Origin of the sequence: Sphingomonas sp. KR3-1, assembly GCF_040049295.1 — a bacterium.
Lineage (GTDB): Bacteria > Pseudomonadota > Alphaproteobacteria > Sphingomonadales > Sphingomonadaceae > Sphingomonas.
In genome coordinates, this window is record NZ_JBDZDQ010000001.1 from 1484117 (window position 1) to 1499447 (window position 15331).

General features: G+C 67.3%; 11 protein-coding genes. 5 read left to right on the forward strand and 6 right to left on the reverse strand.

The features are described 5' to 3' along the window. The first annotated feature begins 17 nt into the window (after positions 1 to 17). From ABLE38_RS07265 to ABLE38_RS07275, 3 genes are read left to right on the forward strand one after another with little or no spacing between them, the layout of a single operon-like run. The gene (locus ABLE38_RS07265) at positions 18 to 764 is read left to right on the forward strand and encodes a CPBP family intramembrane glutamic endopeptidase (protein WP_348973489.1); all 747 of its coding nucleotides are present in this window, start codon (positions 18 to 20) and stop codon (positions 762 to 764) included. A gap of 54 nt (positions 765 to 818) precedes the next feature. Next, entirely contained in the window at positions 819 to 2672 is a 1854-nt protein-coding gene (locus tag ABLE38_RS07270; RefSeq protein WP_348973490.1) for a CocE/NonD family hydrolase, read from the forward strand. Continuing rightward, entirely contained in the window at positions 2669 to 3265 is a 597-nt protein-coding gene (locus ABLE38_RS07275) for a hypothetical protein (RefSeq protein WP_348973491.1), read from the forward strand. Before ABLE38_RS07270 ends, ABLE38_RS07275 begins: the two co-directional genes overlap by 4 nt. A gap of 1 nt (position 3266) precedes the next feature. Here ABLE38_RS07275 and ABLE38_RS07280 read toward each other — a convergent pair whose 3' ends face one another. From ABLE38_RS07280 to ABLE38_RS07305, 6 genes are all read right to left on the reverse strand, one after another. Beyond that, entirely contained in the window at positions 3267 to 3917 is a 651-nt protein-coding gene (locus ABLE38_RS07280; RefSeq protein WP_348973492.1) for a heme-binding beta-barrel domain-containing protein, read from the reverse strand. A gap of 1 nt (position 3918) precedes the next feature. Continuing rightward, a complete protein-coding gene (locus ABLE38_RS07285; RefSeq protein WP_348973493.1) occupies positions 3919 to 4683 on the reverse strand; it encodes an ABC transporter permease in 765 nt (254 codons plus the stop codon). Further along, complete coding sequence (locus ABLE38_RS07290) at positions 4680 to 5630, reverse strand: ABC transporter ATP-binding protein (RefSeq protein ID WP_348973494.1); 951 nt, start codon at positions 5628 to 5630, stop codon at positions 4680 to 4682. The genes ABLE38_RS07285 and ABLE38_RS07290 overlap by 4 nt, the downstream gene beginning before the upstream one ends. 137 nt (positions 5631 to 5767) lie before the next feature. Next, positions 5768 to 6520, reverse strand: coding sequence for a DsbA family protein (locus ABLE38_RS07295; protein ID WP_348973495.1), 753 nt, complete (start codon positions 6518 to 6520; stop codon positions 5768 to 5770). Next, the gene (locus ABLE38_RS07300) at positions 6517 to 7875 is read right to left on the reverse strand and encodes a M48 family metalloprotease (protein ID WP_348973496.1); all 1359 of its coding nucleotides are present in this window, start codon (positions 7873 to 7875) and stop codon (positions 6517 to 6519) included. Before ABLE38_RS07300 ends, ABLE38_RS07295 begins: the two co-directional genes overlap by 4 nt. A 149-nt stretch (positions 7876 to 8024) precedes the next feature. Next, complete coding sequence (locus tag ABLE38_RS07305) at positions 8025 to 10754, reverse strand: ribonuclease E/G (RefSeq protein WP_348973497.1); 2730 nt, start codon at positions 10752 to 10754, stop codon at positions 8025 to 8027. A 555-nt stretch (positions 10755 to 11309) separates the two neighbouring features. Here ABLE38_RS07305 and ABLE38_RS07310 point away from each other — a divergent pair. Further along, on the forward strand, positions 11310 to 12524 hold the full coding sequence (locus ABLE38_RS07310) for an N-acetylmuramoyl-L-alanine amidase (RefSeq protein WP_348973498.1): 1215 nt from the start codon (positions 11310 to 11312) through the stop codon (positions 12522 to 12524). A gap of 282 nt (positions 12525 to 12806) precedes the next feature. Beyond that, complete coding sequence (locus ABLE38_RS07315; RefSeq protein ID WP_348973499.1) at positions 12807 to 15320, forward strand: transglycosylase domain-containing protein; 2514 nt, start codon at positions 12807 to 12809, stop codon at positions 15318 to 15320. The last annotated feature ends 11 nt before the right edge of the window (positions 15321 to 15331 follow it).

Consider the following 15331-nt stretch of genomic DNA (forward strand, 5'->3'; position numbering starts at 1 on the left):
ATGAGGGGGGATCGACGATGCACGCACTGATGCCGCCGGTGGCGCTGATCGCCACCCTGGCGCTGCTCGCCTGGTTCCACCGCAACGACCGCCGCAATTTCGAGCGCTTCCGCAAGATCGAGGACACCCGCCTGCGCCAGCGCGCCTTTCTGCGCGGCGCGATGAAGGCCTGCGCGCTCTATCTCGGCATGCCGCTCGTCGGCCTGGTGCTGCTCGGCCGAATCGACGCGCTGTGGATTTTCCCGAGAGAGTTCTGGCCGCTGCTTCCCTATGCACCCGTCTTCGCGCTGACGGACCCGACCTTTCTCGCCGAGGCAGCCGCCGGAGCGCTGGGCGGCGCGGTGCTTGGCATGGCCATCCTCTTCCGGCGCCGGCGCGGGCCGCGAAAGCCGGCGCGCGCGCTCGACATCACGCCGATGCTGCCGCGCAATCGCGCCGAGACGCTCCACATCCTGCCGCTGATCCTCAATGCGGGGGTAAGCGAGGAGATCTGCTTCCGCCTCTATGTCCCGCTGCTGATCACTATGTGCGGCGCGCCGGCCTGGGCTGCCTTTCTCGCCGCGGCAATGCTGTTCGGCTGGCTGCACCGCTACCAGGGCTGGCTGGGCGTCGTGCTCACCGGCGTCATCGGCGCCGCGCTCGCCGCCTGCTATGTCGGGACAACGGGCCTCGTCTTCCCGATCGTGCTGCATCTGCTGACCAATCTCAACGCGCTGATCCTGCGCCCCGCGATCCAGAAGCGGTTTCGCGCCCGCGCCGATTGACAGGCGCAACCCACCGATTACCCCTCCGCATCTGTTCTGGCGGGAGGAAAGCATATGCGGTTGGTTAGTCTCTTGGCGCTGGCGGCCGCCGCCGCTCCGATCGCCGCGCTCCCCGCCAGGCAGACCGCACCCGCCCCGGCCCAGGCGCAAGACGGCGCCTTCACCTTCGAAGAAGCGATGATCCCGGCGCGTGACGGGGTGAAGCTCCACACCGTGATCATGCGCCCCAAGGGCCAGACCGGCCCGCTGCCGATCCTCTTCCAGCGCACGCCCTATGGCGTTCCCGGCCAGGCGCCCCGCGCCATTCCGGCAAGCTGGGCGGCTCTTGTCAAGGACGGCTATATCTTCGTCTTCCAGGACATGCGCGGCCGCTTCGGCTCCGAAGGCGGGCCCTTCACGCTCTCGACCGAGATCAAGACCGGCAAGGGCGCCGTCGACGAAGCGACCGACGCCTATGATTCGATCGACTGGCTGGTGAAGAACGTGAAGCCGAACAACGGCAAGGTCGGCATGTGGGGCGTCTCCTATCCCGGCCTCACCGCCGCGATCGCGCTCGCCCGCCCGCATCCCGCGCTCAAGGCGGTCAGCCCCCAGGCGGCGTGGACCGACTATTGGAAGAGCGACGACCTCCACCGCTGGGGCGCGATGCGGCTCACCTATGCCAGCGACTGGGTCAACAGCCTCCAGGCCGACAAGACCAATGCCGGCATCGACCTCTACGACCGCTACGACACCTATGAGTGGTTCCTCAAGGCAGGCTCGCCGGCGGACATCGAGGCGAAGTATTTCAAGGGCCGGGTGCCGCGCTACCAGGAGATGATCGACCATCCCGACTATGACGATCACTGGAAGAAGCAGGTCTGGTCGGACACGCTGAAGAAAACCACCGTGCCGACACTCAACGTCGCCGGCTACTGGGACCAGGAAGACCCCTGGGGCAGCTGGCAGATCTTCCACAAGCAGCGCGAGAACGATCCCAACAAGCTCGCGCTGATGGTCGCGGGGCCGTGGAACCATGGCGGCTGGCGCTCGGCGGGCAATGCGCTGGGCCGCATCCCGTTCGGCGTCGACAGCGGCACCCAGTTCCAGGAACAGGTCGAGGCGCCGTTCTTCGCCTATTGGCTGCACGGCACCGGCACCAAGCCCGACTTCGCGCTCAAGAGCTTCCAGTCGGGCAGCTGGCAGTGGAAGACCTACAAGGACTGGCCGCTCGCCAACATGAGCAGCAAGAGCATCTATCTCCACGCCGATGGCAGCCTGTCGTTCACCGCCCCGGCCGAGGGCGAAGGCTGCCGCGACTATATCTCCGACCCCGCCAACCCGGTGCCGTTCCGCCAGCGCCCGATGTCCGAGACCTACAAGACGCCCGACTGGCGCACCTGGGAATCGGACGACCAGCGCTTCGTCGAATATCGGCCGGACGTGCTGAGCTACACCAGCGCGCCGCTCGACGCAGATCTTACCGTCACCGGCAGCATCACCGCCGACCTGATGGCGGCGACCAGCGGGACCGACAGCGATTTCGTGGTCAAGCTGATCGACGTGTTCCCCGACGATTACGAGAAGCCGCCGACCGCGCTCGGCGCCTATGCCAAGGGGCTGAGCGGCTATGAGCTGCCGATCGCCATGGAAGTGCGCCGCGGCCGCTATCTCGAATCGCTCGAGAAGCCGACGCCTTTGGTGCCGAACCAGGTGACCAACTGGATGATCCCGCTGCGCGAGCATGACCATGTCTTCAAGAAGGGCCACCGGATCATGGTCCAGATCCAGTCGACCTGGTTCCCGATGATCGACCGCAACCCGCAGACCTTCGTGCCCAATATCTACAAGGCCAAGCCGGCGGACTATCAGAAGGCGACGCAGAAGGTCTGCGCCGGCTCGGCGATCATGCTGCCGGTGGTGCAGTGAGCGCCGTCGCCAGGCTGGCAGCGGCACTTGTGCTGAGCTGGGCTTCGCTGTGCGCCGCGCACGCCCAGCAAGGCCAGCCGCCGAAGGTCCAGAACTACAACGCCCCCGGCAATCTCGAGCAGACCGCCGATCTGGGCTGCATCGCGCTGAAGGACGCGGCGCCGCGTTACACCCCGGTCGATCTCTTCCGCGCCGCGGGCACCTGCATCTCGGCGCACCGCTATGACGACGGCGCGAGGCTGTTCGTCCTGGCGGGCGCCTATGGGCGTTTCGACATGCTCCGCGTCGCCGATACGACCGCACACCAGGCGATCCTGGTCATCCGCTCGGAGATTTTCGGCGATCTTCCCCAAGCCGATTCGGATGCCTTCTCCGCGTCGCTGAAGACCATCATCGTCGACGGCAAGCTGGCGCCGGATCTCTGCGCCACGATCCAGAGGATCGGGGCACCGACCTACCACCCCCGCTACATGATCCAGCATGGCATGGGCGCGTTCACGGGCAACAAGGGCAACGGCCTGGTCGACAAGTTCGACGCCGACGCCGCCTGGAAACAGGTGCGCGCCGACTATCTGAAGTGCGCGGCGAAATAGCCTAGGCTTCCCCCCGCGCCGCGAGGATCTGCACCCAGGGGTTCGGCTTCGCCTCGCCGACGCGGTGCAGCGTGTTGCGGTCGTGGTGATCGAAGCTGCCCTGGCCCTTCACCGCGAGCGTGGTGTGGATGTCGTAGCTCCAGCCGCCGTCGTCGGCGAACACGATGTCGAGCGTATAGGCGTCGGTGCGGAAGGCATATTCGAGGAAGTCGGTCGAGCAGATGCCATAACTGGTCGGGCCGCGCGTCGCTTCCACCCGGAGCGCCTTGCCGTCCGCCGAGGCCTTGCCGCTGGCGAGCAGCACCTGGCCGCGCGGGATCGCCAGCGTCTGCAGGATCATCCCCGTTGCCGGCTCCCACAGCCAGTATCCCACCTGGTCGTGGAAGGTGATGTCCTCTTCCGCGGTGGTGATGTGGATATGGTAGCGCAGCCCATAGAGGAGCTGCGGGCCGTTCGCCTGCGGATCGATGGGCACGAACTCGATCCGCTCGATGAAGTCGCGCTGCTCCGGCCCCTCGGCCTTGGGATTGATGTCGATGCCCTTGTGCCCCTCCCAGCGGCCGGCGAGGCGCGCGAGGGGGCCGAGATTGGCCAGCGTGTTCGGATCGACATCCTCGGGTTCGGTGAAGATGTCGAGCGGGAACGGCGTCATCTCAGTTCTTCAGCCGGTAGCCGGTGCGGAAGATCGTGACGATCAGCCCGAGGCAGAGCGCCAGGAAGCCGGCGATGAAGCCCAGGCTCCAGCGCACGTCGATGTCGCCCACCGCGCCGAAGAATGCCCAGCGGAAGCCGCTGATCAGATAGGCGATCGGGTTGAACAGGCTCACCGTGCGCCACGGATCGGGCAGGAAGGTGAGCGGATAGAAGGTGCCGCCGAGGAAGGTCAGCGGCGTCAGGATCAGCGCCGGCACCACGTTGAGCTGCTCGAAGCCCTTGGCCCAGATGCCGATGATGAAGCCGAACATCGAGAAGCTGACCGAGGTGAGCAGCAGGAAGGCGAGCATCGCCAGCGGGTGATCGATGCGCAGCGGCACGAACAGTCCCGAGGTCAGCAGGATGATCAGCCCGATCACCACCGACTTGGTCGCCGCCGCGCCGACATAGCCGATCACCAGCTCGACCGCCGAGATCGGCGCCGAGAGCAGCTCGAACACGGTGCCGGTGAACTTGGGGAAGTAGATGCCGATCGAGGCATTGGCGACGCTCTGGGTGAGCAGCGACAGCATGATCAGCCCGGGCACGATGAAGCTGCCATAGGCGACGCCGTTGATCGACGGGATGCGGCTGCCCATGCCGGTGCCGAACACGATGAAATAGAGCGAGGTGGTGATCACCGGGGTGGCGATCGACTGCCAGAGCGTGCGCAGGGTGCGCGCCATCTCGAACTTGTAGATGGCCCAGATGCCGTGGAAGTTCATGCCCGGGCCTCCCCATTTCCAGCAGACTTGTTCTCGACGAGACCGACGAAGATGTCCTCCAGGCTCGACTTGCTGGTATCGAGATCCTTGAACGCGATACCCATCTCGCTGAGCTTCCTGAGCAAGGACGGGATGCCGGTGCGCTCGGCCTGCGCATCGAAGGTGTAGCGCAGGCGATGCCCCTCGTCCTCGAGGCTGAGATGCCATTCCTCGAGGCCGGCCGGGATCACGGTCATCGGCTCGACCAGGCTGAGATCGAGCTCGCGCTTGCCGAGCTTCTTCATCAGCTCGGCCTTTTCCTCGACCAGCAGCAGCTGGCCCTTGTCGATCACGCCGACCCGGTCGGCCATCTCCTCGGCCTCTTCGATATAATGGGTGGTGAGGATGATTGTGACGCCGCGCTCGCGCAGCTTGCCGATCATCTTCCACATGTCGCGGCGCAGCGACACGTCGACACCGGCGGTGGGCTCGTCGAGGAACAGGATGTCCGGCTCGTGGCTCAGCGCCTTGGCGATCATCACGCGGCGCTTCATGCCGCCCGACAGCTCCATGATCTTGGCGTTCCGCTTGTCCCACAGCGACAGGTCCTTGAGCACCTGGTCGCAATAGGCCTGGTCGGGCGCCTTGCCGAACAGCCCGCGCGAGAAGCGCAGCGCCGAGCCGACGGTGGAGAACATGTCGACCGCGATCTCCTGCGGCACCAGCCCGATCTTCGAGCGGGCCGCACGCGGCTCGCGGATCGCGTCGTGCCCGTCGACCAGGATCGTGCCGGTGCTCGGCGTAACGATGCCGCAGATAATCGAGATCAGCGTGGTCTTGCCCGCGCCGTTCGGCCCGAGCAGCGCGAAGATCTCGCCGCGGCGGATTTCGAGATCGACATGATCGAGCGCCTTGTGGCCGGAGCCATAGGTCTTGCTCACGCCGCGTATCGTAAGAATGGATGCCATGATGCCCCCGGCCGGGAAAGGACCCGCTAAGTAGGGCGCCCGACGCGACGCGGCAACCGGTCGGTACAAAAAGTGCGAAAAGTCACGAAAGCCGCGACATCCACGCGCGTGTGCGCGCGCGAGAAAGTCGGGTTCGGCTATTTCCCCTTGCGGGCCTCGGCCACTGCCGCCGACAGGCTGGCATAGTCGCGGGCGCCGTAGAGCACCTGGTTGCCCACCACCCAGGTCGGCGTGCCGCTCATCCCGATCTGGCCGGCGATCTCGCGGTTCGAGCCGAGCTCGTCCTCGACCGGCTTGGACTTGAGCGCGGCCTGGGCCTGGGCCGTATCGAGCCCGGCCGCCGCGGCCGCCCTGGCGATATTGGCCGCGCTCGGGCCGTCGCTGGCGAACAGCGCATCGTGGAACGGGCGGAACTTGCCCTGCTCGGCCGCGGCCAGCGCCCAGCGCGCCGCGACCACGCTGTCGGGCCCGAGCACCGGGATCTCGCGATAGACGACGCGGACCCGCGGATCACGCTGGAGCAGCTCGGCAAGCGCGGGCAGGCTGGCGCGGCAATAGCCGCAGGCATAGTCCATGAAGGCGACGACGGTGACGTCGCCCTGCGGATTGCCCGCCCAGGCGCCGGCGAACGGCGTGTGGACGCGCGGGCCGACCACGGCGAGCGCCTGCGCGGCTGCCGCGGCCTGCTGCTTCTGATGATAGGCATCGACCGAATCGAGCAGCACATCGGGATGCGCGACGATATAGTCGTGGACCACGCGCTCCTGCGCAGCCTTGCCCGCGCCGGGCAGGGCCGCCTGGATCGCGGCGAAGATCCCGGCCCCGAGCAGCGCGCACAGCACGAAGGCGCCGGCCAATGCCAGCGGAGACCGCAGAAGCCGCTCGATCATCGGTCTTTCTTCTTCTTCCGGATTTCGTCCCACGCCGTCTGCGAGACCATGTTGATGTCCTGGGCGCGCACCCAGTCGGGCGAGCCCTGGGGCAGCCCCGCCATCGCCGCACGCGAGCTCATCAGCGCGGTGCCGACATCGCCCATCAGATGCGCGCGCTCGGCAGTGGCAAGCGCGGTGCGCGGCTCGTCGCCCTTGCGGTCATAGACGGTGCCGAGGTTGAGCCAGGCGAAGGGATTGTCGTTGTCGCGCGCCACGGCCTGCTTGAGCACGCGCTCCGCCTCGTCGAGATTGGCCTTGTTCTCGGTGGCGAGCAGCGCATGGCCGAGCGTGCTGGCGATCAGCGGCTGGTTGTTGGAAAGCGCGGTCGCCTCGCGCAGCGGCACGATCGCGCCGACCGGATCGCCCGATTCGAGCATGATCTGCCCCTCGAGCTCGAGGAAATAGGGATCCTTGGGCGCGATCTTGATCAGCGCCTCGGTCTCCGCCGCCGCCTGCTCGGGATAGCCCGATTTGTGATAGGCATAGGCGCGGGCATAATGGGCATAGACCGACTGGTCGCTCACCGGATATTTCGCCAGCGTATCCTTGGCGTCGTTGACATAGCCGCGCAGCTTGGCCTGGACGCGCTTGAAGCGGATCTCCAGCGCCGGATCGTTGGGCTTGGTCCAGCTGGGCGAGTTCATCAGGTCCGCCTTCAGCGTCTCGACACGGTCCTGCGACATCGGGTGGGTCTGCGCGAAGGGATCGACCTCGGGGTCGGTCGAATAATAGCCGTAGCGGTGCATCTGCGCCGTGAGCTTGTCGAAGAAGCTCAGCATGCCGCGGCCGCTGATCCCGGCGCTGTTGAGGAACTTGGAGCCCGCCGCGTCGGCCGAAGCCTCCTGGACGCGGCTGAAGGCGAGATACTTGCCGAGCGCGGCGCGCTGGCCGGCCATCAGGATGCCGGTGCCCGCCTCGCCGCTGCCCGCCGCCATCGCGGCGACGCCAAGCAACAGGCTGAGCAGCGAGATGTTGGTATAGCCGCCGTCGTTCTGGAACACGGCATGGCCGCCGACGATGTGGCCGATCTCGTGCGCGATCACGCCCTGGACTTCGTTGGCGCTCGAGGCGGCATCGATCAGGCCCGAATGGACATAGACGACCTGGCCGCCGGCGACGAAGGCGTTGATCGAACTGTCGTTGATCAGCACGACCTTGGCATTGGCGGGCGAGAGCCCGGCCGCGACGAACAGCGGCTTGGCCATGTCGCCGAACAGCGCCTCGGTCTCCGCATCGCGCAGGATCGATTGGGCAACGGCGGGCTGGATCCAGAGCAGCAGGGCCGCGGAGATCAGGGCGTAGATACGCTTCATGGCCGTCCGTATCCCCCGATTTGCCGTTGCGATCAATGCCGTTGGGCGTGCGTCCGGCTCGATGAACCGCTGGTGAAGCCCGGGCGAGCGCGGCCATGAGAAAGGGCGCCGGTCTCGCGACCGACGCCCCTTTTTCTCAGGCCTTCGGATCAGGCGCCGAAGGTGCGCTGCCACCACCCGCGGCGCGGCGAGCCGTCCTCGTTCACGCCTTCCTCGCCTTCGGCATCCGCGGCGGGCGCGGTATCCTGCGCGACGGGCGCTTCCAGGGCGGGCTCGGGCGCAGCCGCCGTAGTCACGGCCTTGCGGCGCGTGCGCTTGGGCTTGGCCGGCGCTTCCTCGGCAACCGGCTCGGCGACGACCTCGACCGGCGCTTCGACCGCAGGTGCGGCCTCGGCCTCGACGGCTTCCGCCCCTTCGGCATCGCTCAGGGCAGGCTTCTTCTTGCGGCTGCGCTTCGGCTTGGCGGGCGCTTCCTCCGCGACCGGCTCGGGCGCGACTTCGACCGGCGCTTCGACCGCAGGTGCGGCTTCGGCCTCGACGGCCTCGACCCCTTCGGCGTCGCTCAGGGCCGGCTTCTTCTTGCGCGAGCGCTTCGGCTTGGCCGGGGCTTCCTCGGCGACCGGCTCGGGCGCGGCTTCGGCCATCTCGGCGACGTCGCTCACCGGCGCATCGCCGGCCTCGTCCTCGCCACCCTCGGCACCACCCTCGACGCGGTCCCCACGGCGACCGCCGCGACGGCCACGGCGGCGACGCTTGCGGCCGCCTTCGCGGGCCTCGCGCTCGCCTTCGGTCTCGCCGGCGACGGGAGCGTCTTCGCCCTCGGCCTCGGTCTCGGCATCCTCGCCGGCCTCGACCTCGGTCTCACCCTCGGCGCCTTCGCCTTCCTCACGACGGCCACGGCCACGGCCACGGCGGCGGCGGCGGCGCTTGCCGTTACCCTCGCCCTCGGCTTCCTCGCGCTCGCGGCGCGGGCCACGGCCCTGGCGACGATTGTCGCTCTCGGCCTCTTCCTCGAGCTCCTCTTCTTCCTCGTCGATCTCCTCGACGTAATCGTCCTCGGGCTCCTCGGCGAGCTTCTCGAAGCGCGGCGCATGCGCCGGTGGCGGGCCGGAGCATTCGACCGACATGCGCGCGCCCTCGAGCTCGCCGTCCGACAGGATCTCGACGGTGACGCCGTAGCGGTCCTCGATCTCGGCGATGTCGGCGCGCTTCTTGTTGAGCACGTAGAAGGCGGCTTCCTGGCTCGCGCGCAGCGTGATCACCGAGCCGCGGCCGCGCGCGGCCTCGTCCTCGATCATGCGCAGCGCCGACAGGCCGGCCGACGACGCGGTGCGGACGAGGCCGGTGCCTTCGCAATGCGGGCACTGCACGGTCGATGCTTCGAGCACGCCGGTGCGCAGGCGCTGGCGGCTCATCTCCATCAGGCCGAAGGCCGAGATGCGGCCGACCTGGATGCGGGCGCGATCGTTCTTCAGCGCCTCCTTCATCGCCTTCTCGACCTTACGGACGTTCGAGCCATGATCCATGTCGATGAAGTCGATCACGACGAGGCCGGCCATGTCGCGCAGGCGCAGCTGGCGGGCGATCTCGTGCGCGGCCTCGAGGTTGGTCGCGGTCGCGGTCTGCTCGATATTGTGCTCGCGGGTGGAGCGGCCGGAGTTGATGTCGATCGAGACGAGCGCCTCGGTCGGGTTGATCACCAGGTAACCGCCGGACTTCAGCTGGACGACGGGATTGTACATCGCCGAAAGCTGGTCCTCGACGCCGGCGCGCTGGAACAGCGGCACTGCGTCGGCGTACTGCTTCACCTTCTTGGCGTGGCTCGGCATCAGGAGCTTCATGAAGTCCTTGGCCTGGCGATAGCCGTCCTCGCCCTCGACGATCACCTCGTCGATGTCGCGATTGTAGATGTCGCGGATCGCGCGCTTGAGCAGGTCCGAATCGCCATAGACGAGCGCCGGCGCGGTCGACTTGAGCGTCTCCTCGCGGATGCCGTCCCACAGCCGGGCCAGATAGTCGAAGTCGCGCTTGATCTCGACCTTGGTGCGCTGGAGGCCCGCGGTGCGGACGATGCAGCCCATCGACGGCGGCAGCTTGAGGTCCGCCATGATCGTCTTGAGGCGCTTGCGATCGGCGGCCGAGCTGATCTTGCGCGAGATGCCGCCGCCATGCGCGGTGTTGGGCATCAGCACGCAGTAGCGGCCGGCGAGCGACAGATAGGTGGTGAGGGCGGCGCCCTTGTTGCCGCGCTCTTCCTTGACGACCTGGACGAGCAGCACCTGGCGCCGGCGGATCACGTCCTGGATCTTGTAGCGGCGGCGCAGGTTCATGCGGCGCTGGCGCAGGGCCTCGGCCGGGCTGTCCTCGCCACCACCCCCACGGCGCTTGCCGCGGCCACGGCCACGGCCACGGCCTTCGTCGCTGCTGCCTTCGCTCTCCGAGGTCTCGCCTTCGGACTCGTCGTGATCATGATCGTGGTCGTGATCATCCTCGTCGTCGTGCGGACGCTCGAGCACTTCCACGCCGTCATCGCCGTCGAGGTGATCCTCGTCGCCATCTTCCTCGGCGCGCAGCGCAGCTTCCTCGGCGGCGTGCTCGGCCTCTTCGCGCAGCAGCGCTTCGCGGTCTTCCTTGGGGATCTGGTAATAGTCGGGATGGATTTCGCTGAAGGCCAGGAAGCCGTGGCGATTGCCACCGTAATCCACGAACGCCGCCTGGAGCGACGGCTCCACGCGGGTCACCTTGGCCAGATAGATATTGCCCTTGAGCTGCTTGCGCTCAGCGGACTCGAAATCAAACTCCTCGATTCGGTTTCCCTTGACGACGGCAACGCGGGTTTCCTCCCGGTGCCGTGCGTCGATCAGCATACGCATGGTCATTTATTATTCTCCGGGCGCGCCGGCCCGAGCCCTCTAAGCTTGTGTCCTGTCGGGCTCGCGCAGGCGCGCGACATACAATGCGGCCGTGGCCGGCAGATGTGCCGGCGCTGGTCTCGCGGGTTTCGAAAACTGCTGCTGCTTGCAGGGCACGCGCGAACCGGTGGTCCGCAGGCTCCGCCGTCATCACGCGGCCGGCCACCCTGGCCGGTCGGTGTGAGCGTTGCGGAAATTGCCTCATGCGAGCGTCAACCTGAACTGTCGCGGCAAGATGTGGCCGCGGGAAAGGCCCGGCGCAAGGGCCGGCCCGATGTGCCTAGCACCCCCGGGGCGACGCGGCAACCTTGGGCCATTGCAACGCCCTACCGGCAACTGCTCCGGCAAGCCGTTGCCGCCTTGCCGGCAAAATTATGCCGAATCTGAAATTAACCGCATAGTTTCACGGCGATTTGAGGCGCGTCTCCTAGTCCGGTCTCGTCAGGGCAGACGCGTAACTCAGAGTATCAATCTATGGTTTTGGGCTGGACCCCCAGAGCCCCGGCGCGGCATAGCGTCAGGGTGCTGTTCCTGCTCGCCTTGCTCTCCGGTTGGCTAACTGGAGTTCCCAGCTGGGCGGGCGCCGTGCAGGAAGTGCGCGTGAAAGGCGACCGGGTAATCGTCAGGTTCGACGAGCCGGTGGCCCAGGCGAGCGCATTCATGCTCGCGGGACCGCAACGCATCGTACTCGACGCCAAGGGCGCCGAGCCGGGCAGCCGCGCTTATGCGGAAGGCCCCGTCACGAGCATCCGGCAGGGCTCGCAGGGCGCCGAGGGCGCGCGAATCGTGCTCGATCTCGCGCGGCCGGCGATCGTGACCGAGGGCAGCTTCGGCAAGGACGGGCGCACGCTCACGCTGCAGTTGCGCACCGTGGACGATGCGCAGTTCGCCCGTGCCGCCGCCGAGCGCAAGATGAGCTTCCTGCCGCCCTTCTCCTATGTGCAGCCCGCCGGGCGCAGCAGCTATGGCGAGACGATCGCGCTGCCGCGCCGCGCGCCGGCCGCCGCGCTGCCGCGCGTCTATGGCGAGGCGGACCGGCCGCTGGTGGTGATCGATGCCGGCCATGGCGGGCATGATCCGGGCGCGATCGGGCCCACCGGGCTGCGCGAAAAGGACCTCACGCTCAAGACCGCGCTGGCGATCAAGGACGCGCTGCTCGCCTCCGGGCGCGTGCGCGTGGCGCTCACCCGCGAGGACGATCGCTTCCTGGTGCTGCAGGAGCGCTACGGCCTTGCCCGCAAGCTGGGCGCCGACCTGTTCATCTCCGTGCACTGCGACAGCGCCGGCAATGCCGATGCCTCGGGCGCGACGATCTACACGCTGTCCGAAGTCGCCTCCGACAAGGAAGCGGCGCGGCTGGCAGCGCGCGAGAACAAGGCCGACATCATTGCCGGCGTCGACCTCGGCACGCAGAATCCGGACATCTCGTCGATCCTGATCGACCTGACCCAGCGCGAGACGATGAACGCCTCGGCAGGCTTCGCCCGGCTGCTCGGCCGCGAGGCGCAGCCGCTGATGCCGATCAAGGCGAACTTCCACCGCATGGCGTCGCTCATGGTGCTCAAGGCGCCGGACATGCCCTCGATCCTGTTCGAGACGGGCTATATCTCGAACAACGACGATGCCAGCTTCCTGGCCTCGGACGAAGGGCGCAGGAAGGTGGCGCAGAGCGTGCGCAAGGCCGTGGAAATCCATTTCGCGACGCGCATGGCGTCGCGGACGCTGGCGTCCCGCTAGGTACATCCCCTTAACTCCCCTCGGGTCTCATTATAGAGGGCCGAGGGGAAAGTGGTTCCGGCGCCGGTATATTCCCATTTCGGCTTAATTCATGCCCGAGCGCGCTCGGGGAGCAGGACCATTCGCAACGCGAATGGTCGAGGGCGCGCGACTCAGTCGGCGGTGTTCCACCGCCGCCCCTCGACCCCCGCCTTCGGCGGCGGTCCCCCTCCCCCAGACAAGCTGGGGGAGGATTAGAGTCTGGCTTCCTTCCGCTCCCAATCCTGCTAAACCGCGACCCGCATGTCCGACGGTTCGACCACTTCCAGCGTAAAGATGCGCATCAAGCGCGAGATCGGGGGCTTCAAGGGGCTGTTCGGTCGCGTGCGCCACCGCTGGTGGTTCCGGATCCTCGCGGTGCTGGCGCTGCTCTCGGGCCTGTTCGTCTTCCTGGTCTGGCTGTTCATCGCGCGCAACCTGCCCTCGGTCGACACGCTGAAGAACTACGAGCCGCCGCTGCCGACCAATGTCCGCTCGGTCGAAGGCCTGCCGATCCACAGCTATGCCCGCGAGCGCCGCGTCCAGCTGAGTTACGCCGAATATCCCGAGCAGCTCGTCCACGCCTATATGTCGGCCGAGGACAAGACCTTCTTCGAGCATCACGGCGTCGACTTCCCGGGTCTGGTCCGCGCCGCCGTCCAGGGTCTGGTGAGCGGCTCGACGCCGCGCGGCACCTCGACGATCACCCAGCAGGTCGCCAAGAACCTGCTGGTCGGCAACGAGAGCAGCTATCTGCGCAAGGCCAAGGAAGGCATCCTCGCCTGGCGCATGGAGGACGTGCTCTCCAAGCAGCAGATCATGGAGCTCTACCTCAACTCGATCGAGCTGGGGCGCAACGCCGGCGGCGTCGAGGCGGCGAGCCAGGCCTATTTCGGCAAGGAGCTGAACGAGCTCACCTTGCCGCAAATGGCCTATCTGGCGATCCTGCCCAAGGGCCCGTCCAACTACGACCCCGAGCGACACACCCAGCGCGCGCTCGATCGCCGCAACTGGGTGCTCGGGCAGATGCTCGAGAACGGCTTCATCACCCAGGCCCAGCATGATTCGGCGGTCGCCTCTCCGCTCGGCACGGTTCCGCGCCAGACGCCCAAGTTCGAGCGCGTCGGCGGCTATTTCGTCGAGGAAGTGCGCCGCCAGCTGCTCGACAAGTTCGGCGAGACCGACGAGAGCGGGCCGTACAGCGTCTATTCGGGCGGCCTGTGGGTGCGCACCTCGCTCGACCCCAAGCTCCAGCAATATGCGCAGAAGGCGCTCCGCGACGGCCTGCTGCGCTACGACCATGGCCGCGGCTGGTCGGGCCCGATCGGCCATGCCGATGCCGAGAACTGGCTGCAGTCGTTCCTCAACACCAATATCGGCCTCGACTATGAGGATTGGCGCGCCGGCGTGCTGATCGCGCAGAATGGCGACAGCTGGCAGATCGGCTTCGACGACGGCACGACCGGCACGCTGCCCAAATGGGGCGCGACGATGCCGGTGCGCGGCAAGGGCGGCCAGGCGTTCGATGAGTTCGCGGCCGGCGACATCGTCGCGGTGGCGCCGGAGAAGGGCGGGCAATGGTCGCTGCGCTCGGTGCCCAAGGTCTCGGGCGGCATGGTGGTCGAGGATCCGCGCACCGGGCGCATCCTGGCGATGCAGGGCGGCTTCGATTCGCGCATCCAGAGCTTCAACCGCGCCACCCAGGCGCAGCGCCAGCCGGGCTCGACGATCAAGCCGATCGTCTATGCCGCCGCGCTCGAGCAGGGCATGACTCCCGCCTCGATCGTCGTCGATGGCCCCTTCTGCGTCTGGCAGGGCGCCAATCTCGGCCAGAAGTGCTTCAAGAATTTCGGCAATGCCCGCGGCGCCGGCCCCAAGACGCTGCGCTGGGGCATCGAGCAGTCGCGCAACCTGATGACGGTGCAGATCGCCAACCAGGCGGGCATGGATCACGTCGCCGACCTGATCCAGCGCATCGGCGTGTCGCGCCAGAAATTCCCGCCCTATCTCTCCTACGCGCTCGGCGCCGGCGAGACGACGGTGACGCGGATGGTCAACGCCTATTCGATCCTGGTGAACCATGGCCGCGCGCTCAATCCTTCGCTGATCGACTTCGTCCAGAACCGCCACGGCCAGGTGGTGTGGCCCGAGAACTGGCGCCCGTGCGAAGGCTGCAACGCGCCCGACTGGAAGGGCGGCCGCATGCCGCGCCCGGTCAACCGCGCCAAGCAGGTGATCGACGCGCTCTCGGCCTATCAGATCGTCCACATCACCGAAGGCGTGATTCAGCGCGGCACCGCCACCGTGCTGCGCGACCTCAACCGACCGATGATGGGCAAGACCGGCACCACCTCGGGCCCGACCGACGTGTGGTTCGTCGGCGGCACCCCGCAGATGATCGGCGGCCTCTATATCGGCTATGACACGCCGACCAACCTGGGCGGCTATGCCCAGGGCGGCTCGATCGCCGCGCCGATCTTCAAGCAGTTCGCCATCCCCGCCTTCGAGGGCATGGACAAGGTCGCCTTCACCGCGCCCCAGGGCATCCGCATGGTCCGCATCGACCGCGCCTCGGGCAAGCCGGTGACCGGCGCCTGGCCGACGAGCGATCCGCTCTCCGGCGTGATCTGGGAAGCCTTCAAGCCCGAAACCGACCAGCGCCGCGGCCGCCGCGACCGGGAAGAGCAGCCCGAGACCAAGGCGGTCGAGAAGAAGGCCGAGCCCAAGAAGCAGGAAGGCGACAGCGATTTCTTGCAACGCGAGGGCGGAATCTACTAGCGCGGCGCATT